Annotated in this window: 19 protein-coding genes; 6 read left to right on the top strand and 13 right to left on the bottom strand. The window is 68.3% G+C overall.

Translation table 11 applies throughout. The annotated features are described in order from the left end of the window. Window positions 1–20: 20 nt before the first annotated feature. Window positions 21–1,142, bottom strand: coding sequence for a muconate cycloisomerase family protein (locus HMPREF2716_RS17535; protein WP_003120080.1), 1,122 nt, complete (start codon window positions 1,140–1,142; stop codon window positions 21–23). Window positions 1,143–1,303: 161 nt separating this feature from the next. Here HMPREF2716_RS17535 and HMPREF2716_RS17530 point away from each other — a divergent pair, with 161 nt between their 5' ends. Then, window positions 1,304–2,176 (top strand): LysR family transcriptional regulator, encoded by an 873-nt coding sequence (locus HMPREF2716_RS17530; RefSeq protein WP_003089870.1) that lies wholly within the window; start codon window positions 1,304–1,306, stop codon window positions 2,174–2,176. An 8-nt stretch (window positions 2,177–2,184) separates the two neighbouring features. On the opposite strand, the gene HMPREF2716_RS17525 is transcribed toward HMPREF2716_RS17530, so the two are convergent. Then, window positions 2,185–3,186 (bottom strand): AraC family transcriptional regulator, encoded by a 1,002-nt coding sequence (locus tag HMPREF2716_RS17525; protein WP_003113309.1) that lies wholly within the window; start codon window positions 3,184–3,186, stop codon window positions 2,185–2,187. Between the two features lie 316 nt (window positions 3,187–3,502). Between HMPREF2716_RS17525 and antA the strand changes: the two genes are divergently transcribed. From antA to antC, 3 genes are read left to right on the top strand one after another with little or no spacing between them, the layout of a single operon-like run. Beyond that, entirely contained in the window at window positions 3,503–4,897 is a 1,395-nt protein-coding gene (antA, locus tag HMPREF2716_RS17520) for an anthranilate 1,2-dioxygenase large subunit (protein WP_023129762.1), read from the top strand. After that, complete coding sequence (gene antB / locus HMPREF2716_RS17515; RefSeq protein WP_003158531.1) at window positions 4,894–5,385, top strand: anthranilate 1,2-dioxygenase small subunit; 492 nt, start codon at window positions 4,894–4,896, stop codon at window positions 5,383–5,385. Before antA ends, antB begins: the two co-directional genes overlap by 4 nt. An 18-nt stretch (window positions 5,386–5,403) precedes the next feature. Next, complete coding sequence (gene antC, locus HMPREF2716_RS17510) at window positions 5,404–6,426, top strand: anthranilate 1,2-dioxygenase electron transfer component AntC (protein WP_070621971.1); 1,023 nt, start codon at window positions 5,404–5,406, stop codon at window positions 6,424–6,426. Window positions 6,427–6,431: 5 nt separating this feature from the next. On the opposite strand, the gene HMPREF2716_RS17505 is transcribed toward antC, so the two are convergent. From HMPREF2716_RS17505 to HMPREF2716_RS17470, 8 genes are all read right to left on the bottom strand, one after another. After that, the gene (locus tag HMPREF2716_RS17505; RefSeq protein ID WP_003113313.1) at window positions 6,432–7,193 is read right to left on the bottom strand and encodes a 1,6-dihydroxycyclohexa-2,4-diene-1-carboxylate dehydrogenase; all 762 of its coding nucleotides are present in this window, start codon (window positions 7,191–7,193) and stop codon (window positions 6,432–6,434) included. A 24-nt stretch (window positions 7,194–7,217) separates the two neighbouring features. Then, window positions 7,218–8,231, bottom strand: a complete 1,014-nt coding sequence (gene benC / locus HMPREF2716_RS17500; protein ID WP_003109537.1) for a benzoate 1,2-dioxygenase electron transfer component BenC — start codon at window positions 8,229–8,231, stop codon at window positions 7,218–7,220. A 33-nt stretch (window positions 8,232–8,264) separates the two neighbouring features. Next, window positions 8,265–8,753, bottom strand: coding sequence for a benzoate 1,2-dioxygenase small subunit (gene benB, locus HMPREF2716_RS17495; protein ID WP_003113314.1), 489 nt, complete (start codon window positions 8,751–8,753; stop codon window positions 8,265–8,267). After that, complete coding sequence (gene benA / locus HMPREF2716_RS17490) at window positions 8,750–10,117, bottom strand: benzoate 1,2-dioxygenase large subunit (RefSeq protein WP_003139108.1); 1,368 nt, start codon at window positions 10,115–10,117, stop codon at window positions 8,750–8,752. Before benA ends, benB begins: the two co-directional genes overlap by 4 nt. A gap of 116 nt (window positions 10,118–10,233) precedes the next feature. Beyond that, the gene (locus HMPREF2716_RS17485; RefSeq protein WP_043494625.1) at window positions 10,234–11,190 is read right to left on the bottom strand and encodes an AraC family transcriptional regulator; all 957 of its coding nucleotides are present in this window, start codon (window positions 11,188–11,190) and stop codon (window positions 10,234–10,236) included. A gap of 206 nt (window positions 11,191–11,396) precedes the next feature. After that, on the bottom strand, window positions 11,397–14,552 hold the full coding sequence (locus HMPREF2716_RS17480; protein WP_003158534.1) for an efflux RND transporter permease subunit: 3,156 nt from the start codon (window positions 14,550–14,552) through the stop codon (window positions 11,397–11,399). Window positions 14,553–14,574: 22 nt separating this feature from the next. Continuing rightward, complete coding sequence (locus HMPREF2716_RS17475; protein ID WP_003109532.1) at window positions 14,575–16,029, bottom strand: efflux RND transporter periplasmic adaptor subunit; 1,455 nt, start codon at window positions 16,027–16,029, stop codon at window positions 14,575–14,577. 52 nt (window positions 16,030–16,081) lie between these two features. Then, window positions 16,082–17,368 carry a TolC family protein gene (locus tag HMPREF2716_RS17470; RefSeq protein ID WP_003162891.1) on the bottom strand — a complete coding sequence of 429 codons (1,287 nt, stop codon included), beginning with the start codon at window positions 17,366–17,368 and terminating at the stop codon, window positions 16,082–16,084. A gap of 512 nt (window positions 17,369–17,880) precedes the next feature. On the opposite strand from HMPREF2716_RS17470, the gene HMPREF2716_RS17465 reads away from it, so the two are divergent. Both HMPREF2716_RS17465 and HMPREF2716_RS17460 read left to right on the top strand, forming a co-directional pair. Then, window positions 17,881–18,555: a heavy metal response regulator transcription factor gene (locus HMPREF2716_RS17465; protein ID WP_003089900.1), complete on the top strand. Its 675-nt coding sequence runs from the start codon at window positions 17,881–17,883 to the stop codon at window positions 18,553–18,555. Continuing rightward, the gene (locus HMPREF2716_RS17460; RefSeq protein WP_003113318.1) at window positions 18,552–19,970 is read left to right on the top strand and encodes a sensor histidine kinase; all 1,419 of its coding nucleotides are present in this window, start codon (window positions 18,552–18,554) and stop codon (window positions 19,968–19,970) included. Before HMPREF2716_RS17465 ends, HMPREF2716_RS17460 begins: the two co-directional genes overlap by 4 nt. 8 nt (window positions 19,971–19,978) lie before the next feature. On the opposite strand, the gene HMPREF2716_RS17455 is transcribed toward HMPREF2716_RS17460, so the two are convergent. From HMPREF2716_RS17455 to HMPREF2716_RS17445, 3 genes are all read right to left on the bottom strand, one after another. Next, window positions 19,979–20,212, bottom strand: a complete 234-nt coding sequence (locus HMPREF2716_RS17455) for a hypothetical protein (RefSeq protein WP_003113319.1) — start codon at window positions 20,210–20,212, stop codon at window positions 19,979–19,981. Between the two features lie 133 nt (window positions 20,213–20,345). Next, the gene (gene opmB / locus HMPREF2716_RS17450; RefSeq protein WP_003116859.1) at window positions 20,346–21,842 is read right to left on the bottom strand and encodes a multidrug efflux RND transporter outer membrane subunit OpmB; all 1,497 of its coding nucleotides are present in this window, start codon (window positions 21,840–21,842) and stop codon (window positions 20,346–20,348) included. After that, window positions 21,839–22,182: efflux RND transporter permease subunit (locus HMPREF2716_RS17445; RefSeq protein WP_049263462.1), on the bottom strand; the 344-nt coding region annotated here is incomplete at its 5' end. The genes opmB and HMPREF2716_RS17445, both read right to left, overlap by 4 nt.

Here is a 22,182-nt window from a genome sequence, read left to right as displayed (position 1 = left end):
CCTCTGTCTGCGGGACGGCTTCAGCGCCGGCGGAAGCGCGCCAGGCGCTCCTCGTCGAGCGCCAGGCCGAGACCCGGCGCACGCGGCACGTGCAAGTGGAAATCCTGGTAGCGCGGCGACTCGAGGAGGATGTCCTCGGTCAGCAGCAACGGGCCGAACAGTTCGCTGTGCCAGGCCAGGCGGTCGAGGGTGACGAAGGCGTGGGCGGCGGCCAGGGTGCCGATGCCGCCCTCGAGCATGGTCCCGCCGTACAGGCCGATCCCGGCCGCCTCGGCGATCGCCGCGCTACGCAGCACCGCGCGCGGTCCGCCGTTCTTGGCGATCTTCAGGGCGAACACCGGGGCGGCGCCCTCGCGAGCCAGATGGAAGGCATCCTCGACGCTCTCGATGGCCTCGTCGGCCATGATCGGCGCGCCGCCGCGGCTGCTCAGGCGCGCCAGGCCGACGCGGTTGTGGCGGGCGATGGGCTGTTCGATCAGGGCGATGCCGTTGTCGCCGAGCGTCGCGCAGGCACGCTGGGCAACGCCTTCGTCCCAGGCCTGGTTGACGTCCACCCGCACGCTGGCGCGCTCGCCGAGGGCGCGCTTGATGGCGATCGCGTGGGCCACGTCGGCATCCACCTCACCGGCGCCGATCTTCAGCTTGAAATGCCGGTGGCGGCGCAGGTCGAGCATCCGCTCGGCTTCCTCGATGTCGCGGCCGGTGTCGCCGCTGGCCAGGGTCCAGGCCACCTCCAGGCTGTCGTGCAGGCGGCCGCCGAGCAGTTCGCTGACGGCCAGGCCGAGGCGCTTGCCATGGGCGTCGAGCAAGGCGGTCTCGACCGCCGAGCGGGCGAAGGTGTTGCCCCTGATGTGTCGGTCCAGGCGCTGCATCGCGGCATTCACGTTGTCCGCCGGCTGGCCCAGCAGCAACGGGGCGAAATGCGCGTCGAGATTGCTCTTGATGCTCTCCGGGCTCTCGCTGCCGTAGGCCAGGCCACCGATGGTGGTGGCTTCGCCGAGGCCCTCGATGCCGTCGCTGCAACGCAGGCGGAGGATCACCAGGGTCTGCCGGTTCATGGTGTGCATGGCCAGCTTGTGCGGGCGGATGGTCGGCAGGTCGACGATGATCGACTCGAGGCTTTGGATCACGGCTTGGCTCATTCTCGGGGGTCCACCAGGGTTGCGGTCGGGTTTTCGACGGTTCGCTGCTCAAGGCTCGCTCGATACCGAGCGGGTTTCGCCGTCGTTTCGGCCAAGCATCCATCGCCTTCTTCACTGGGGTCCAATATCATCTTCCTCTCGAACCATACCCTGGAGGTATCATGGAGCTTCGTCACCTGCGCTACTTCCAGGCGCTGGCCCGGACCCTCAACTTCACCCGCGCCGCCGAGCAGTTGCACATCGCCCAGCCACCGCTGAGCCGGCAGATCCAGCAACTCGAGGAAATGCTCGGGGTGGCCCTGCTGGAGCGCGGCCGGCCGCTGCGCCTGACCGAAGCCGGGCGCTTCTTCCACGAACAGAGCGCGACGCTCCTGGACCAACTGGAAAGCATCTGCGACAGCACCCGGCGGATCGGCCAGGGCCAGCGCCAGTGGTTCGGCATCGGCTTCGTGCCCTCGGCGCTGTATGGCGTGCTGCCGGAGCTGATCCGCCACCTGCGCGGCGACCCGGAGCTGGAGCTGGGCCTGCTGGAGATGACCACCCTGCAACAGGTCGAGGCGCTGAAGAGCGGGCGTATCGACATCGGTTTCGGACGCATCCGCATCGACGACCCGGCGATCCGCCAGAGCGTGCTCAGCGAAGAGCCGCTGGTCGCCGCCCTGCCCGCCGGGCACCCGTTGCTCGGCCAGCCGCTGAGCCTGGAGCGCCTGTCGCGCGAGCCGTTCGTGCTCTACCCCGGCCAGCCGCGGCCGAGCTACGCCGACCACGTGCTGGCGCTGTTCGCCACCCACGGCCTGAGCCTGCGCGTGACGCAATGGGCCAACGAGATGCAGACCGCCATCGGCCTGGTCGCCGCCGGACTCGGCGCGACCCTGGTGCCGGCCTCGGTGCAGTTGCAGCACCGCGACGACGTCGCCTACCAGGCCCTGGCCGACGCCTCCCTGACCTCGCCGATCATCGTCAGCCGGCGCCAGGGCGACGGCTCCCCGCACCTGCGGCGCTGCCTGGCGCTGATCGGCCGCGAGGACGCCTGAGTGCCCTCTCAGGAGCGCCGCGCAGCGCGGCGCTGGGTCATGCTCGGGGTTTCCTCGAAGCGCTTGCGGTAGTCCACGGAGAAGCGTCCGAGGTGGCTGAAGCCCCAGCCCAGGGCGATCGTCGAGATGCTGCGGGCGCCGCCGCTGGCGAGGATCTCCTCGCGCACCGCGGCGAGCCGGTAGTGCTTCAGGTAGCTCATCGGCGACACCCCGAAGTAGCGACGGAAGCCCTCGAACAGCTTGAACCGCGAGACCCCGGCGGCGCGTTCCACGTCCTCCAGGCTCAGGGTCTCGCGGGCGTTGGCCTGGAGAAACTCGCGGGCGCGCAGCAGGTAGTGCGGCGGGCGCCCGCCAAGGCCCTGCTGCAGGGCCTCGCTGTAGTTGTTCGGCTGGGCCAGGATCAGTCCCTTGATCAGCGCGCGTTCCAGGTCGCTGCTGAAAAACGCCTGGGCGTAGAGTTCGCTGCGCGCCATCTCCTCGCTGATGTGCCGCACGGTGCGCCACCAGGACGCGGAGGCGCCATCCAGGGCATCCATCTCCGGATCGAAGCGCAAGGGCGTATCGATCGGCCGCTGCAACATCTCCTCCAGGACCTTGCGCATCGCCGTGCGGCCGATCACCACCTGCAGCTTGCGGCAGTCCCCGGCGATGCTCAGCTCCTGGCGCTCGTTGGGCGCGATGATCACCCCGCGGCGGACGTCGGAGAGCAGGCGCAGCCCGCCCCGGCACAGCTCCTGCTCGCCGCTGAGCGGCAGGCTCAGGCTGTAGGCGTTGAACGCCGCGGCATCCTCGACGGTGATGGTGACGTCGGTACCGTAGCCGATGTAGCCGAGGGTGGTGCACATCGACTTCAGCACGTTGCCGTGGTGCTGGAACTGCACCAGTCCCGGGCTCGCCGCTTCGAGCCGGTGCGGCCCGCAGACCTTCGACATCCAGGAACGGGCGGCGGCCAGGTCCAGGTGGTCGGCATGGAGATCGCCACGATCGGCGACGGGATGGGTCCTCATCATGGTTCGGCACTCGACACGGCAAGGCTGGGGGTGCGCTCTGCTGGCGCTCTGTTTTCAGCAAAATGCAAGGCATATGCCGGCGCAAGGCCGGCTCCCCGCATCCTCCACTATCCGGATAGCGTTCGCCGACTTTCCGGACAAAGCGTCCGCCGCAAGCGCCGCTCGAACCTCGGCCGAGCCCTCCGCGAGCCCCCCGGCCGCTCCTCGGCGGCTGCGGATTTTCGGGATGCGCATCGTCGACTAAGCGGATAGCCCGCCCCCGCTCGCGGCCGTTGAATGGGTCACCCATAACGACAACGCACAAGGGTGAGAACGCATGAACGCTACCCGCAGAAGCCTCGAACAGTGGCGCGACTATGTCGGCGGCTGCCTCGACTTCCGTCCCGAGGAAGGCATCTTCCGCATCGCCCGGGACATGTTCACCGAACCGGAGCTGTTCGACCTGGAGATGGAGCTGATCTTCGAAAAGAACTGGATCTACGCCTGCCACGAAAGCGAACTGGCCAGGCCCCACGACTTCGTCACCCTGCGCGCCGGACGCCAGCCGCTGATCGTCACCCGCGACGGCAACGGCCAGTTGCACGCGCTGGTCAACGCCTGCCAGCATCGCGGCGCGACCCTGGTGCGGGTCGGCAAGGGCAACCAGTCGACCTTCACCTGTCCGTTCCATGCCTGGTGCTACAAGAACGACGGCCGGCTGGTGAAGGTCAAGGCGCCGGGCGAATACCCGGAAGGCTTCGACAAGGCCACCCGCGGCCTGAAGAAAGCGCGCATCCAGAGCTACAGGGGCTTCGTCTTCGTCAGCCTGGACGTCGCCGGCGAGGACGACCTGGTGGACTTCCTCGGCGACGCCCGGGTGTTCCTCGACATGCTGGTGGCGCAGTCTCCCAGCGGCGAGCTGGAAGTGTTGCCCGGCACCTCCACCTACACCTACGAAGGCAACTGGAAGCTGCAGAACGAGAATGGCCTGGACGGCTATCACGTCAGCACAGTGCACTACAACTACGTAGCCACCGTGCAGCACCGCCAGCAGGTCGAGGCCGAGCGCGGCGGCGTGGCCGCCACCCTCGACTACAGCAAGCTCGGCGCCGGCGACGCGGCCACCGACGACGGCTGGTTCTCCTTCGCCAACGGCCACAGCGTGCTCTTCAGCGAGATGCCCAACCCCGCCGTACGCCCCGGCTACGCCAGCGTGATGCCGCGGCTGGTGGCGGAATACGGCCAGGCCCGCGCCGAGTGGATGATGCATCGCCTGCGCAACCTCAATCTCTACCCCAGCCTGTTCGTCATCGACCAGATCAGCTCGCAGCTGCGCATCGTCCGCCCGCTGGCCTGGAACCGTACCGAGATCGTCAGCCAGTGCATCGGCGTAAAGGGCGAGTCGGACGCCGACCGGGAGAACCGGATCCGCCAGTTCGAGGACTTCTTCAACGTCTCCGGGATGGGCACGCCCGACGACCTGGTGGAGTTCCGCGAAGCCCAGCGTGGCTTCCAGGCCCGCCTGGAGCGCTGGAGCGACATCTCCCGCGGCCACGGCAAGTGGCTCGAAGGCGCGACGCCGAACAGCCAGGTGCTGGGTATCGCGCCGCTGCTGACCGGCACCGAGATCACCCACGAAGGCCTCTACGTCAACCAGCACGCGCATTGGCGGCGCTTCCTCCTCGACGGCCTGGAGCGCCTGGCCCTGCGCGCGAAGGAGGTGACCCCATGAACGCCGGACTGCAGTACCGCGTCGAACAGTTCCTCTACCGCCACGCCGAACTCTGCGATGCCCAGGACTGGGACGGCTACCTCGCGCAGTTCGACGAACAGTGCGAGTTCCACCTGCCGCAGTGGGAGTCCGAGCAGCGCTACACCCGCGATCCGAAGCGCGAGATGTCGCTGATCTACTACCCCAGCCGTGCCGGCCTGGAAGACCGGGTGTTCCGTATCCGCACCGGCAAGGCCGCGTCCACCGTGCCGATGCCGCGCACCCTGCACCAGATCGGCAACGTGCGCATCGCCGAGGAAGGCGACGGCCTGCTGCGAGTGCGGGTCAACTGGCAGACCCTGTTCCAGCGCCTGGACCAGACCGGCAGCTTCTTCGGCCATGCCACCTACCGCCTGAAACCCCATGGCGAGGCCTGGCTGATCGCGCGCAAGCACATCGTCCTGCTCAACGACCGGATCGACTCGGTCCTCGACTTCTACCACCTCTGAACGGCGGGACCCGTCACGATGAATCACAAAGTCGCCCTCAGCTTCGCCGACGGCAAGACCCTGTTCCTGCCCGTCGGCCACGACGACCTGCTCCTCGACGCCGCCCTGCGCCACGGCATCAACCTGCCGCTGGACTGCCGCGAAGGGGTCTGCGGCACCTGCATGGGCCGCTGCGAGGCGGGCAGCTACAGCCTGGACTACGCCGACGAGGACACCCTCTCCACCGCCGACCTGGAGCAGCGCAAGGTGCTCGCCTGCCAGACCCGGGTGCGCTCCGACGCGGCCTTCTACTTCGACTTCGCCTCGACCCTCTGCCACGCCGCCGCGGCCCAGGAGCACAGCGGCGTGGTGCGCGAACTGCGCCTGCTCTCCGAGGACACCGCGCTGCTCCGCCTCGACGCCGGCGCCGCGGGCCGCCAGCTGGACTTCCTGCCCGGCCAGTACGCGCGCCTGCAAGTACCCGGCAGCGACTGCCGGCGCGCCTACTCCTTCGCCAACCGGCCGAATCCGCAGAACCACCTGCAGTTCCTCATCCGCCTGCTCCCGGGCGGCGCCATGAGCGACTACCTGCGCCAAGGGTGCCGGGTCGGCGACGAGATCCGCTTCGAGGCGCCGCTGGGCACCTTCTACCTGCGCCAGGTGGAGCGCCCGTTGCTGCTGGTGGCCGGCGGCACCGGCCTGTCGGCGTTCCTCGGCATGCTCGACGAACTGGCCGAGCGCGGTTGCGAGCGGCCGGTGCATCTCTACTACGGGGTACGCCGCGCCGACGATCTCTGCGAATTGCAACGGATCGCCGGCTACGCCGAGCGGCTTCCCGGCTTCCGCTTCGTCCCGGTGCTCAGCGAGGCGGACGCCGACTGGGATGGCCGGCGCGGCTACCTGCACGAGCATTTCGACGCCGCCCGCTTGCGCGACGAAGCTTTCGACCTCTACCTGTGCGGGCCTCCGCCGATGGTCGAGGCGGTCCGCCAGTGGCTGCGCGAGCACTCCCTGGAGCATCTGCGGCTGTACCTGGAGAAGTTCACCGAAAGCGGCGACTGAAGCGCTCAGCCGAGGTCGCCGCCAGCTACCGGCAGGGTCACGCCGGTGATGTAGGACGCCTCGTCGGAGGCGAGGAAAAGGATCGCCGCGACCTGTTCGTCGATGCTGCCGTAGCGCTTCATCAGGCTGCTGTCGAGGGTCTGCTCGACGATCTGTCGATACCAGCGCCGCTCCTCCTCGCTCTGCGCCGCGGCGTTGCGCGGAATCCTTCGCGGCGGCGCGTCGGTGCCGCCCGGCGCCACCGCGTTGACGCGGATGCCCTGGTCGGCGGTCTCGAACGCCAGGCAGGCGGTCAGCGCGTTCACCCCGCCCTTGGCGGCGCCATAGGGCACCCGGTTGACCCCGCGGGTGGCAACCGACGAGACGTTGACGATCGCCCCGCTGCCCTGCCCCAGCATCGCCGGCAGCGCCGCTCGGCAACACCACAAGGTGGGCAGCAGCGAACGCCGCAGCTCGGCCTCGATCTCGTCCTCGGCGTAGTGTTGGTAGGGCTTCGCCCAGAGGGTGCCGCCGACGTTGTTGACCAGGATGTCCAGCCGGCCGAAACGCTCCAGGGTCCGCTCCAGTACCCGCTGGCATTCGGCGTAGCGCTCCAGGTCGGCGGTCAGGCACAGGCAGGCGTCGCCGGCCAGTTCGTGGACCAGCTCGGAGCGGTCCACCGCCACCACCCGCGCGCCTTCCTCCAGCAGGCGCCGGGCCACCCCCAGGCCGATGCCCTGGGCGGCGCCGCTGACCAGGGCGACCTTGTCGCGGAATCTGTCGTTCATGGGAATCTCCTTGGCTGCTCGGGTTCAGGCCGCGCTGGCAGCGAACTTTTCGTAGTAGAAATTCGCCGGGCGCACGCCCTGCTCGCGCAGGTAGCGCTCGACCGCCTCGACCATCGGCGGCGGCCCGCACAGGTAGATGTCGACGTCGCCCTCGTGCAGGTGCTGCGCGGCGATGTGCTCGGTCACGTAGCCCTTGCGCGGATAGTCGCTGTCGGCGCTGGCCACGCACGCGCTCCAGGTGAAGCCGGGAATCCGTTCGGCGAACGCCTCCAGGCGCTCGAGCCCGACCAGGTCGACGTCGTGGGTCACCCCGTAGACCAGGTGCAGCGGGTGCGCGCTGCCCTGTTCGGCGATCCGTTCGAGCATCGCGGTGAACGGCGCCAGGCCGGTGCCGCCGGCCAGCATCAGCAGTGGCCGGTGAATCTCGCGCAGGTAGAAACTGCCCAGCGGGCCGTCCATCGCCAGGCTGTCGCCGGCCCTGGCCGTGCCACTGAGGAAGCCGCTCATCAGCCCGCCGGGGACGTTGCGGATCAGGAAGCTGACCTCGCCGTCCTTCGCCAGCGAGCTGAAGGAGTAGGCGCGGCGCTGCTCGCTGCCGGGTACCTGGAGGTTGACGTACTGCCCGGGCAGGAACGCCAGGCTGGCCAGCGCCTCGCCGCGCAGCGACAGGCCGATGGTGCTCGGCGACAGTTGCCGGACTTCGCTGATGCGCGCCTCGTAGCGCGCCTGGCCGGTCCTGCACAGGGTCGAGGACGCCGGCACGCGCAGCACGCAGTCGCTTTCGGCGCGCATCTGGCAGGTCAGCACGTAGCCGCGGGCGGCTTCCTCGGCGCTGAGGGCATCGTCGATGTAGTCCTGGCCCAGCGCATAGCGCCCGGCCTCGGCCAGGCACTTGCAGGTGCCGCAGGCGCCGTCGCGGCAGTCCAGGGGGATGTTGATGCCCTGGCGGTAGGCCGCGTCGGCCACGGTCTCGCCGGGCGCGGCATGGATGAAGCGGGTCACCCCGTCTTCGAAGTTGAGTGCGATCCGATGGTTCATGGCATGTCCCTCGACAGCCCGCCGGCGCGGGCGTCAGACGTGGTAGACGTCGATCAGCTGGCGAACGTAGTCGTTCTTCAGGATCACTTTCTTGGCCTTGATCAGCGGACTCTCGCCGCGTACGTCGAGGTCGTAGAAGGTGGTGCCGAAGTAGCTGTCCACGGTCTTGTAGCGATAGCTCAGGGTGTGCCAGTTGCAGCGCACGCGGCAGATGCCGTCGTCCTCGCCGAGCAGTTCGATGTTGCTCAGGTTGTGCGAGGTGCGGGTGTCCGGCAGGGTCGCGCTGGAGCGCTCGGTGCGGATGCGGAATACCCGGTCCTCCAGGCCGCCGCGGTTGCCGTACCAGATCAGCGAGATTTCCCGCTGCGGGTCCTCGGTGAGCTGGTCGCGGTCGTCCCAGGACGGCATCCAGAAACTGGCGTCCGCGGCGTACAACGCCAGCCAGGCGTCCCAATCCTTGTCGTCGAGATAGCGCGCCTCGCGGTAGAGGAAATCGCGCAGGGCGTCGTAGCCCAGGCTCATGACGCCACCTCCCGCAGCGCCACGCGCTGCGTCCGTTCGCGCTCCAGGGCGGCGAGCAGCGCCTCCTGCCAGTAGCGATGCTGCAATACGAACAGCCCTTCGTCCTCGGTGCGCACGCCGCTCAGGCGCGGCCGCAGGTCGATGGCCGCGGCCGCCGCGTCGGCGCCCTCTATCCAGTGTTCGGCGCCGCGCGACAGGTCGTTCCAGCCGACCACGCTGCCCTGGTAGCCCTGCTGGCAGGAACGGAACTCCTCCAGGTCGTCCGGGGTGGCCATGCCGCTGACGTTGAAGAAGTCCTCGTACTGGCGGATGCGCCGGGCGCGCGCCTCGGCGCTCTCGCCTTTCGGCGCGATGCAGTAGATGGTGATTTCCGTGCGGTCCACCGACAGCGGCCGGGCGATGCGGATCTGCGAGCTGAACTGGTCCATCAGGTACACGTTGGGGTACAGGCAGAGGTTGCGCGAGTTCTCGATCATCCAGTCGGCGCGGGCCTCGCCGAAGTCGCGGGCAAGCTCGGCGCGGCGCTCGAAGGCCGGCCGGTCCTCGGGGTTGGCCCAGCGACTCCAGAGCAGCATGTGGCCATGCTCGAACGAGTAGAAGCCGCCGCCCTGCCGGGCCCAGCCGGCGGCGCTCATGGTCCGCAGCTGGTCCGCGGCGTCGCGCTGCTGGCGCTGGCTCTGGGTCGCCGCGTAGTTCCAGTGCACCGAACTGACGTGGTAGCCGTCGGCGCCGTTCTCGGCGGTGAGCTTCCAGTTGCCTTCGTAGACATAGCTGGAAGAGCCGCGCAGCACTTCGAGGCCTTCCGGCGACTGGTCGACGATCATGTCGATGATCTTCGCCGACTCGCCCAGGTGCTCGGCCAGCGGCCTGACATCGGGGTTGAGGCTGCCGAACAGGAAGCCACGGTAGGACTCGAAGCGCGCCACCCGGGTCAGGTCGTGCGAGCCCTCGCAGTTGAAGCCCTGCGGGTAGCCGGCCTCGGCCGGGTCCTTGACCTTGAGCAGCTTGCCGGAGTTGTTGAAGGTCCAGCCGTGGAACGGACAGGTATAGCTGCTGCGATTGCCGCTCTTGTGCCGGCAGAGCATCGCGCCACGGTGGCTGCAGGCGTTGATGAAGGCGTTGAGCTGGCCGTCGCGGTTGCGCGCGATGACGATCGACTGGCGGCCGATCTGGGTGGTCAGGTAGTCGTTGATTCCGGCAACCTGGCTTTCGTGGGCGAGATAGACCCAGTTGCCCTCGAAGATGTGCTTCATCTCCAGTTCGAACAGGCGTGGATCGGTGAACATCTCCCGCTTGCAGCGGTAGACGCCGCGCTCGGGGTCTTCCTCGAGCAGAGAACGCAAGTAATCGCTACCCAGGGACATGGCCGGGGCCTCCGTTGTTATTGTTCAGGCCCGGTCAGGTTAGGTAGCGCGTGCTGCTGGGGATATCCGTTGCCTGCGGATCGCTGGCCGATTCCTGCACGCCGTGGCGGTCGGCGCTAGGCGCGCCGGCGCAGGGTTTCCGAAGGCAGCTCGCCGAACTGCCGGCGATATTGCTCGGCGAAGCGGCCGAGGTGGGCGAAACCGAAGTCCAGGGCCAGTTCGGTGAGGTTGCGTACCCGGCAGCCGGGGTCTTCCAGGCAGGCGCGGATGCGCTCCAGGCGCAGCCGGCGAATGTATTGCCGAGGGCTCTCGCCAAGCTGGCGCTCGAACAGCGCGTACAGCGAGCGAGTGCTCATGTGCGCCTGCTCGGCCAGCGCCGCGACCTCGATCTCGCTCTGCAGATGGCGGCGGATGTAGGCATCGAGGCGGGCGAAGACGACCTGCGCATCGCAGGGGTCCTCGCGGCTGACGTTGGTCTTCAGCAGGGTCAGCAGCTTGCTGCCGAGGATCTGCTCGAAGTGGCTGTCGACCCGCGCCAGCCGCTCACCGGACTCGGCCTCGCGGCAGACCAGGGCGAGCAGGCCGACGAAGCCTTCCAGCTGGTCCAGGCGATAGCGATGTTCGAGGAAGCGCACGCCGCGCGCCGGATGGCTCCAGCGCTGCTCGGCGCAGATCGCTTCGAGCAGCGCGCAGGGCAGCTTGACGATGAATTTCTCGCAGTCCGCCGAATAGGTCAGGTCGACCGGGTCGTCCGGGTTGATCAGCAACAGCTCGCCCGGCGCCAGGGCGTGTTCCTGCCCGCCGCCGCGCCACAGGCAGTGGCCGCGCAGGAGGATCTGCAGGTGGAAGATGCTCTCCAGCGCCGGCGAGGTGACCCGTACCGCCGCGCCGTAGCTGATCCGGCACAGGTCGAGGCTGGCGAAGGTGCGGTGGTCGAGGCTGGCTTGCGGCCTGCCGGCGGCCGGCAGGCGTATGCAGTGCGTACCGACGTGCCGGTTGACATAGCCGGACACCGCATAGGGGTCGGCACGTTCGAACACCCGGCTGCGCTCGCTGAGCAAGGAGGCATTCATGGGCAGGACACTCAGGCTGCTATCGTTGTTGTTATCGCCGCGCGGCGCCAAGCGCCGGGCGCGGAAGGTCCACCCACACTACGCAAGCCCTCCGCCGGCGACAATCCGGGCCGGCAATCGCGTGCGGTAATCGAACGGAATCCGTCCAACGGCCAACGAAAAAGGGCCGCCAGGGTTTCCCCTGCCGGCCCGCTTGCGCGCCCGCTTCAGCCGGCCGCCGGCGTCTCCTCGCGCGGTCCGGCGTCGCGCCCGTGGGTCCAGCGATAGAGCACCGGCAGCACCAGCAGGGTCAGCATGGTCGAGGACAGGATGCCGCCGATCACCACCGTCGCCAGCGGCCGCTGCACCTCGGCGCCGGTGCCGGTGGCCAGGGCCATCGGCACGAAACCGAGGGACGCCACCAGGGCGGTCATCAGCACCGGACGCAGGCGGGTGATGGCGCCCTCCCACACCGCCTGGTCGAGGCTGCGTCCTTCCTGCAACAGGTTGCGGATGAAGGAGATCATCACCAGGCCGTTGAGCACCGCCACCCCGGACAGGGCGATGAAACCCACCGCCGCCGAGATCGACAGCGGTATCCCGCGCAGCCACAGGGCCAGCACCCCGCCGGTAAGGGCGAAGGGGATGCCGGTGAACACCAGCAGGCCGTCCTTGACGTTGTTGAACATGGCGAAGAGCAAGGTGAACACCAGCAGCAGCGCCACCGGCACCACTACCTGCAAGCGCTTGGCGGCGGACTGCAACTGTTCGAACTGGCCGCCCCAGGTGGTCCAGTAGCCGGCCGGGATCTTCACCCCGTCCTGCAGCTTCTGTTGCGCTTCCAGCACGAACGAGCCGATGTCGCGGCCGCGCACGTTGGCGCTGACCACGATGCGCCGCTTGCCGTTCTCCCGGCTGATCTGGTTCGGTCCCGGCGAGAGGTCGAGGCGCGCCACGTCCGACAGCGGGATGAAGTCGATCCGCGCCAGGTTGTTCGGCGGCAGCGGGATCAGCAGGTTGGACAGTGCCGGCAGGTCGGCGCGCAGGGTTTCCGGCAGGCGGATGACGATGTCGAAGCGGCGGTCGCCCTCGAACAGGGTACCGGCGTTGCGTCCGCCGAGGGCGGTGGCCACGGTGTCCTGGATGTCGCCGACATTGAGGCCGAAGCGTGCCGCCTTGTCGCGGTCGATGTCCACCGTCAGCACCGGCAGGCCGGTGGTCTGCTCGACCTTCACCTCGGAGGCGCCGTCGATGCCTTGCAGCACCTTGGAGATCTTCTCCGCGGTGTCGTTGAGCACCTGCATGTCGTCGCCGAAGACCTTCACCGCGACGTCGCTGCGCACCCCGGAGATCAGTTCGTTGAAGCGCAACTGGATCGGCTGGGAGAACTCGTAGACGCTGCCCGGCACCTCAAGGGCCGCGGCCTGCAATTCTTCCAGCAGCGCCTCCCGCGACTTCTTCGGGTCCGGCCACTGGCTCTGCGGCTTGAGCATCACGTAGCTGTCGGAGGCGTTCGGCGGCATCAGGTCGGAGGCGATCTCGGCGGTCCCGGTGCGGGCGAAGACCCGCTCGATCTCCGGGAACTTGCCCATCAGCTTCCTCTCCAGGGTCTGCTGCATCTCGACCGACTGGGTCAGGCTGGTGCCCGGCACCCGCAGGCCCTGCATGGCGAAGTCGCCCTCGCTGAGGCTGGGAATGAACTCGCTGCCCATCCGCGAGGCCACCAGCCCGGTGAGCAGGATCGCGCCGAGGGCGCCGCCGACCACCAGCGCGCGGTGCCCGAGCACCCAGCGCAGCGCCGGTTCGTAGGCCAGACGCGCGCGGCGCATGACGAAGTTCTCCTCCTCCTTGACCTTGCCGGTGATGAACAGCGCGATCGCCGCCGGGACGAAGGTCACCGAGAGGATCATCGCGCCGAGCAGCGCGGTGACCACGGTGAACGCCATCGGGTGGAACATCTTCCCCTCGACCCCGGTGAGGGCGAAGATCGGCAGGTACACCACCATGATGATGATCTGGCCGAAGATCAGCGCCCGGCGCGCCTCCCTGGACGCGGCGAAGACCTCGTGGAAACGTTCCGCGCGGGTCAGCTGGCGGCCGTGGTGGGCCTGGGCGTGGGCCAGGCGGCGGATGGCGTTCTCGACGATCACCACGGCGCCGTCGACGATGATGCCGAAGTCCAGCGCGCCGAGGCTCATCAGGTTGGCGCTGACCCTGTTGCCGACCATCCCGGTGAAGGTGAACAGCATCGACAGCGGGATGATGGTGGCGGTGATCAGCGCCGCGCGGATGTTGCCGAGGAACAGGAAGAGCACCGCGATCACCAGCGCCGCGCCTTCCACCAGGTTCTTCTTCACCGTGGCCACGGCCTTGTCCACCAGGGTGGTGCGGTCGTAGACGGTGATCGCCTTGACCCCCTTGGGCAGGGTCCGGTTGATCTCCTCCAGGCGCTGGCCGACCGCCTGGGCCACTTCCCGGCTGTTCTCGCCGATCAGCATGAACACCGTGCCGAGCACCACTTCGCGGCCGTTCTCGGTGGCCGCGCCGGTGCGCAGCTCCTTGCCCAGGCCGACCTCGGCGACGTCGCGGATACGGATCGGCACGCCGTCGACGTTGGAAACGATGATCCCGCGGATATCGTCCATGTCCTTGACCTGGCCCGGCGCGCGGATCAGCAACTGCTCGCCGCGCCGCTCGATGTAGCCGGCGCCGACGTTCTCGTTGTTGCGCAGCACGGCGTTCTGCAGGTCGCCGAGGGTCAGCTTGTAGGCCGCGAGCTTCTTCGGATCCGGGGCGATGAGGAATTGCTTGGCGTAGCCGCCGATGGTGTTGATCTCGGCCACGCCCTTCACGTTGCGCAACTGCGGACGGATGATCCAGTCCTGGATGGTGCGCAGGTCGGTGGGCGTGTAGGCGCTGCCGTCCTCCTTGGTCGCGCCCTCCTCGGCCTCAACCGTCCACAGGTAGATCTCGCCGAGACCGGTGGAGATCGGCCCGAGGGTCGGCGAGATGTCTTCCGGCAGTTGCTCGCGCGCCGTGCTCAGGCGTTCGTTGACCTGCTGGCGGGCGAAGTAGATATCGGTGCCCTCCTCGAAGATCACCGTCACCTGGGAAATCCCCGGCCGCGACAGCGAACGGGTTTCCTGCAAACCCGGCAGGCCGGCCATGACGGTCTCCACCGGGTAGGTGATCCGCTGCTCCACTTCCAGCGGCGAGTAGCCGGGGGCGGCGGTATTGATCTGCACCTGGACGTTGGTGATGTCCGGGACCGCGTCGATGGACAGCTTCTGGTAGCTGCCGATGCCGACCCCGGCCATCCCCAGCACCGCCAGCAGGACCAGCCAGCGTTGCTCGATGGCGAATTGGATGATGCGTTCGAACATGCGAAGACTCCTGGAGCGGGACTCAGTGACCGTGTTCCGCCGAGCCCTTGCCCAGTTCGGATTTGAGGATGAAGCTGCCGCTGGCGGCGACCTGGCTGCCGGCGCGCAGGCCCTCGAGGACCTCGACGCGCTGGCCGTCGCTGATGCCCAGCTTGACCGGCTGGACCACGAAGCCATCGGCCACGCGGACGAACACCACGTCCTCGCCGTCGACGTTCTGCACCGCGCCGTCGGCGACCGTCAGGACTTCCTTGCGGGTCGCCTCGGCCACCTGCACGGAAACGAACAGGCCCGGGCGCCAGGTGCTCTCGGGGTTGCTCAGGGTGACCCGGGCGGTGGCCGCGCGGGTCTGCTCGCCGAGCAGGTCGCCGATGTAGGACACGGTGCCCTCCACCTCGCTATCCAGCGCCTGGGCGAGCACCTTGACCTTGCTGCCGACGCGGACCTGGCCGAGCAGTTGCGCGGGCACGTTGAAGGTGGCCCAGACCGAGGACAGGTCGGACAGGGTGAAGACGTTGGCGGTGCCGTCCACCGGCTCGCCCTGGGTCAGGTGCTTTTCCACCAGCACCCCGGCGAACGGCGCGCGCAGCTCGTAGCGGTTGCCGCCCTGCAGGCTGGGATTGCCGCCGAGCGCGGCGATCTTCGCCCGCGCGTTGTTCAGCGCGATCTCGGCTTCCTGCAAACCCTGGCGGGCGAGCAGGAATTCCTGCTCGGCGGAAATGCCCTCCTTCCACAGCTGCTGCTCGCGCTTGTAGGTGCTCTGTGCCAGGCTCAGGCGGCGCTGGGCGGCGGCGAATTCGCTGCGCTGGTCGGACAACTGCGGGCTGCTGATCACCGCCAGCAGCTCGCCCTGCTTCACCGCCTGGCCAAGATTGGCCGGCACGCTGTCGACGATCCCCGGCAGGCGCGGGACGATATGCGCGGTGCGGTCCTCGTTGAAGCGGATCTCGCCGGGCAGCGAGACCACCTGGGCCAGGCTGATCGTCCGCGCCGTATCGAGGGTGATGCCGGCGGCCTCGATCTGCTCGGCATCCAGCTCCAGCTTGCCCTCCTCGCGGGTGAAGGCGAAGTCGTAGCCCTGCTTGCCGGCCATCAGCTTGAGGCGCGCGGTGAAGGCATGCGGCTCGGCGATCCCGGCATTGGCCACCAGGCCATCGCCGCTGGCCTTGAACAGCAGGTCCTCGACCTCGCCGGTGGCACGCTCGACGTCGGCGCCGAGGACCACCTCCTGCGGCGCCAGCGCCTTGCCGCCGCGCTCGACCCAGGCCTTGAGCGGGCTGCCGTCCTCCGGCACCAGCAGTTCCAGGGTCAGGTCGCCCTGGCGCAACAACATGCCGCCGCGCGGTCCGCTGCCCTCGCCCTCGGCGGCCGCTTCGCCGGCGCCGGCCGGCGCCTTCCCGCCCAGCTCCAGGTAGGCGCCGCCGCCCAGGCCGAGCAGTGCCAGTGCGGTCACCGCGATAATCGTCTTCTTGCCCATTCTGTTCTCCCGAACCGTTCGGGGGGCGCGCCGGCGGCCCGCCCCGGAAATCTCACTGGCCGAGGTGGCCGATGTCTTCGCCGAGCAGGCGCTCCATGCTCACCCGCGCCTGTGCCGCGGCGTCCAGCGCGCGCACGTACTGGGCACGGACGCCGACCAGGGTGCGCTGGGCATCGAGCACGTCGAGGAAGTTGAACTTGCCCATCTCGAAGCCGCGGGTCATCGAGTCCAGCGCGCTCTGTGCGCCGGGCAGCAGGTCGCGACGGACCAGCACCAGCTCCTGTTCCGAGGTGCGCAACTGGTCGTAGGCCTGTACCGCTTCGCTGCGCAGGCGCAGCAGGGTCGCGCGCTGCAGGTCACGGGCCTGGTCGGCGCGGCTCTGGGCGGCGTAGATGTTGCCCTGGTTGCGGTCGAACAGCGGCAGCGGCATCGACAGGCCGATCAGGTTGACCCGTTCGCCACGTCCGTCGCGGGCGGTCTGGTCGTACTTGCTGCCGATGCTGACCGTCAGGTTGGGGATGCGCTGGCGCTTCTCCAGGTCGACCTGGGCCTCGCCGCGCGCTACCTCCTGGGCCGCCAGGCGCAGGGTCGGCGACTCGTCGAGATGGCGCAGCAAGGCGCCACGGGTGATGCTCGCCGGCACCGCGTCGAGCGCGCCGCCGACCCTGGCGAAGCCTGGCTGCGGCTCGTCCCAGGTGCTCGACAGCTGCACATAGGTGCGCTGCTGCTCCAGCTCCGCCTGGCTCAGGTCGAGCTGGGCGTTGTCCGCCAGGACCTGGGCGCGAACCCGTTCCACCGAGGAGATGCTGCCGGCCTTGACCCGTCGGTCGGCGGCCTGCAGCGCGCGCCTGGCCAGGTCCAGGGAGGTCTTCGCCAGGCGCACCCGCTCCTGCGCGGTCAGCGCCGCGTAGTAGGCGCCGCGGACCTGGGCGCGCAGTTCGGCGCGACGGACTTCCAGTTGGGTCCAGGCGATCTCGCTGCCGCGTTTCGCCACCTCCACCCGCGCACCGCGCTTGCCGCCCAGCTCCAGCGGCTGGGCGATGCTGACGCTGGTCTGGCGATTGCCCTGGCGGGTGTCCTCGACGCTCCAGGACAGATCCGGGTTGGGGATCAGCCCGGCCTGCTGCCGCGCGCCGCTGGCGATCTCGGTCTCGCGCCCCACCGCCGCCAGCTCGGGGTTGCTCCGCAGGGCCCGCTCCAACGCCTGCTCGAGGCTGATCGAAGTGCCGTTGAAACTCACCGGCGCTTCGTTCGCCAGGGCCGGCAGGCCCAGGCAGAGTCCCATCAGTAGCCAGCAGGCGCGTTTCCCCGCGCTGGCCAGTGGCCGAAGTATCGGCATGTTCCGCTCCTCGTCTGCTGATCGTCGTCGGCGACGGCGATCCATTACCGGCCCGGAACCACGCAACCGTTCATCGGCGATATCTCGCCGGCGATATTCGAAGTTGCACTTCCGGGATGCGGCAGATGTTAGGTAGCGGGGCTTATCGGCAAGGTGACGGAAGAATTACAAGTCGGTAATGAATATTCTCCACGGACAATTAGCGGTTACACTTCGGCAACCTTCGAAGAGACTGGCAATAGTTGGATGAAACATAGGGACAAAAGCAACATGCGCTTACAAAAGGCATTGCCCCTCACGCCCAGCGGTGCTTGCGCCGCGGACATTTCCAAAGTTCTCAGGCGGACTCCCGGGAGAACTACCCGGTCATTCGATAATTATCATCGAAGCAGCGCAACGATATGAAATTACATTTCCAGGATTCTATCCAGGCAACGCCCGCAATGTAACTTTATAGCAATGCACTTAAACATTTACTTGCAAATGAATCCATACTTTATATAGGGGCGAACATGCGCATCCTTATTATCGAAGATGAAGTCAAGACTGCCGACTACCTGCACCAGGGCCTGACCGAAAGCGGCTACATCGTCGACCGCGCCAACGATGGCATCGACGGCCTGCACATGGCCTTGCAACACCCTTACGAACTGGTGATCCTCGACGTCAACCTGCCCGGCATCGACGGCTGGGACCTGCTCCGCCGCCTGCGCGAACGCAGCAGCGCGCGGGTGATGATGCTCACCGGGCATGGCAGGCTGACCGACAAGGTGCGCGGCCTCGATCTCGGCGCCGACGACTTCATGGTCAAGCCGTTCCAGTTCCCCGAACTGCTGGCGCGGGTCCGCTCGCTGCTGCGCCGCCACGACCAGGCACCGATGCAGGACGTCCTGCGGGTCGCCGACCTGGAGCTGGACGCCAGCCGCCACCGGGCCTTCCGCGGCCGGGTGCGGATCAACCTGACGACCAAGGAGTTCGCCCTGCTGCACCTGCTGATGCGGCGCAACGGCGACGTCATCACCCGGACGCAGATCATCTCGCTGATCTGGGACATGAACTTCGACAACGACTCCAACGTGGTGGAAGTCGCCATCTGCCGCCTGCGGGCGAAGATCGACGACGGCTTCGACCTCAAGCTGATCCATACCATTCGCGGCGTCGGCTACGTCCTGGAAGCGCGCCGATGACGCCACCAGGCCGACTGTCGCTGCGCCTGGCCCTGCTGGTCGGCGCCCTCGGCGCGCTGCTGGCCCTGGCGCTCGGCGCAATGGCGCACTGGAACCTCGGCCGCGAGCTGGAAGCCCGCGAGCGGGAAAACCTGCAATTGAAGCTGGAGCAGATCCGCCACAGCCTGGAAGACGATCTCGACCTGCGCAGCGACCCGGCCGTACAGGCGCATGCCCTGCAGGACCAACTGGTGGCGCACAGCGGCCTGCACCTGAGCATTCTCGACAGCCGCAGCGGCCAGCCGCTGATGAGCTTCGGCGACCAGGCCGCGGCCAGCGTCGCGGCCAACCGCGCGCTTCTCGCCCGCTTGCAGGCGGATGCCCGCCAGCCGGTGTTCCAGAGCTGGAGCACCGGCAACGACCAGCGCCTGCTGAGCATCGGCGCTTCCATGCGCATGAAGAACGGCACCCCGGTACAGGTGTTGCTGAGCAGCGAGCGCAACGCCGACGAGCGCCTGCTCGACGGTTTCCTCCGCGCCACCCTGCTGGCCCTGCCCTTCCTCCTGCCATTGATCGCCCTGGCCGCCTGGTGGGTGGTGCGTGCCGGCCTCGAACCGTTGAACCGCTTCCGCCGGGTGGCCGCCCAGGTCAGCCCGCAGGATCTCTCCTACCGCATCCCCGAGCAGAACCTGCCGCGCGAGCTGGACAGCCTGGCCCGCAGCTTCAACCACATGCTCGGCCGCCTCGAGGATGGCGTACGCCAGCTCTCGCAGTTCTCCGACGACCTGGCCCACGAACTGCGCGCGCCGATCTGCAACCTGCTGGTGCGCAACCAGGTGCTGCTCAGCCAGCATCGCGACGGCGCGGCATACCGCGAAGCCCTGGAGTCCAATGCCGAGGAACTGGAGCGGCTGTCGCGGATCGTCACCGACATGCTGTTCCTGGTGCAGGTGGACAACCCGGCGATCCAGGCCCAGTTCGGCTGCGTCGCCCTGCACGAGCAGGCGGCCAAGGTCATCGACCTGTACGAGATGGTCGCCGAGGACAAGGGCGTCGAACTGCGCCTGTCCGGCAACGGCTTCGCCCACGGCGACAACCTGATGATCCAGCGCGCCATTTCCAACCTGGTGTCCAACGCCGTGCGCCACACCCCGCAAGGCGGGCGCATCGACGTGCGGATCGGGGAACGCGCGGGGCACACCGAGGTGAGGGTCAGCAACGACGGTCCGGGCATCCCGCCGGAGTACCTGCCGCACCTGTTCGAGCGCTTCTACCGCCGCGCCGGACGCCAGACTGGAGCCCAGGCCGGCACCGGCCTGGGACTGGCCATCGTGCAATCGATCATGGCCTACCACGGCGGCCGCGCCGAAGCGGAAAGCGTACCGCAGCAGAAGACCCACCTGCGCCTGCTGTTCCCTTCGACGGGCGCTGCCTGACGCCGGTTTCAGCAACCGGCGCGGCGCCGCCACAGCCGGTACTCGCCGCAGAAACCGGCGAGGAACAGCGCCAGGCCGAGCGCCAGCAGGGTCCAGGGCGTCCGCAGCGGGGCGCGCTGGAGCGGCGGTTCACCGTGCAGCAGGACGAAGCATTGCAGCAGCGCCCAGAACATCGCGGCGACGCCGCCAAGCATGGCCAGGCGGCACAACCAGCCGAGCCAGTAGCCTCGGCGCGAGGGCATTTCCGGAAACTTCCCCGACACGTATTCACCTCCACATCCGCCGCCGTACTCTAGCCGAGACGCGGACGGCGGTGTGTCATGCAAGCGCAATAGCGGGGAAAGGCATTCGTCAGGAACAGGCAGCGAGAAGAACTCAGGGCGAAGGCGGCAGGCCCTCTTCGACCCGGCCGAGCCGCTCGTCGGTCCGCTCGATGTCGGCGCTGTCCCAGCCGCCGCCCATTGCCGCGATCAACTGGACGCTGGCGGTCAGGCGGCTGCCGAGCAGGGTCAGCACGGTGCGTTCGTTGCTCAGCGCGGTGGCCTGGTTGGTGACCACGTCGGTGTAGTCGACGGTGCCGGCCTTGTACTGGTTCTCGGCCAGGCGCAGTGCCTCGCGGGCCGACTCCAGGGCTTCGCGCTGCACCCCGCTCTCCTCGTCGAGGACGCTCAATTGCACCAGGTAGTCCTCCACCTCGCGGAAACCGTCGAGCACGGTCTGCCGGTAGGTCGCCACGGTCTGGTCGTAGGTCGCCTCGGCCTGGTCCACCTGGGAGCCGATCAGGCCGCCGTCGAACAGGGTCATGGCGAACTGCGGGCCGATCGACCAGAAGCGGTTCGGCGTGCTGATCCAGTTGCTCAGGCTGCCGCTGCGGTAGCCGCCGGCGGCGCTCAGGGTGAGGTCGGGGAAATAGGCGGCCTTGGCCACGCCGATCTGGGCGTTGGCGGAAATCACCTTGCGTTCCGCCGAGGCGATGTCCGGCCGCCGCTCGAGCAATTGCGACGGCACCACTGCCGGCAGGTCCGGCAGCTTCGGCACGCTCGCCACCGGCGGCAGGTTGAATTGCGCCGGCGGCAGGCCGACCAGCACGGCGATGGCGTGCTCCAGCTGGGCACGCTGGTACTTCAGGTCGATGGCCTGGGCCTGGGTGCTTTTCAACTGGGTGCGGGCCTGGGCCACGTCGGCCCTGGTGACGATGCCGGCGCGGTATTTGTTCTCGGCCACCTTCAGCGAACGCTCGTAGGCCGTCACCGTGTCGTTGAGCAGGCGGATCTGTTCGTCCATCACCCGCAGTTGCAGGTAGTTCTGCGCCAGTTGCGACTGCTGGCTGAGGCGCACCGCGGCGAGGTCGGCGGCGCTGGCATGCAGGCTCGCCTGGTTGGCCTCCAGTTGCCGGCGCAGCTTGCCCCAGAGGTCGACCTCCCAGCTGACACTGAGGTTGGTCGAGTAGCTGGTGCTGATCGCGCCAGAGCCGCCGCTGCTCACCGTCGAGCCTCCCGGCAGCAACACGGTGCTATCGCCGCCGCCCTGGCCGCTGCGGGTCTTGCCCGCGTTGCCGGTGATCGACGGGAAGAACGCCGCCCGCGCGCCGCGCACCAGCGCCTCGGCCTGGCGGAACTGCGCCACCGACTGGGCCAGGGTCTGGTTGGAACGTTCCAGGTGCATCTGCAGGTCGTTCAGGGTCTGGTCGCCGTACAGCTCCCACCAGGCGCCGCGCTGGAACACGTCGCGCGGCTCGGCGCGGCGCCAGCCTTCGGCTTCCTTGAATTCGGCGGGCACCGCCAGGTCCGGTCGCTGGTAGTCGGGGCCGATGGCGCAGCCGCCGAGGGCGGCGACCAGGGCCAGGGCGAGCAACGAGGGGGTGTGTTTCATAGGGGTGTCTCCAGCGCACCGTCCGTGCGTACGCCGCGTTTCTGGTTGACCCAGTGGCGCAGGCGGTCGAGATAGAGGTAGACCACCGGGGTGGTGTACAGGGTCAGCAACTGGCTGCCGATCAGCCCGCCGACGATGGTGATGCCCAGCGGCCGGCGCAACGCGGCGTCGCCGCCGATGCCGAAGATCAGCGGCAAGGCGCCGAGCAAGGCGGCCAGGGTGGTCATCATGATCGGCCGGAAGCGCATCATGCAGGCCTCGAGGATCGCCTCGCGCGGGCTCAGGCCGTGGTTGCGCTCGGCCTCCAGGGCGAAGTCGATCATCATGATCGCGTTCTTCT

Origin of the sequence: Pseudomonas sp. HMSC076A11, assembly GCF_001810205.1 — a bacterium.
Classification (GTDB): domain Bacteria; phylum Pseudomonadota; class Gammaproteobacteria; order Pseudomonadales; family Pseudomonadaceae; genus Pseudomonas; species Pseudomonas aeruginosa.
This window is presented reverse-complemented; position numbering and strand designations above follow the sequence as displayed.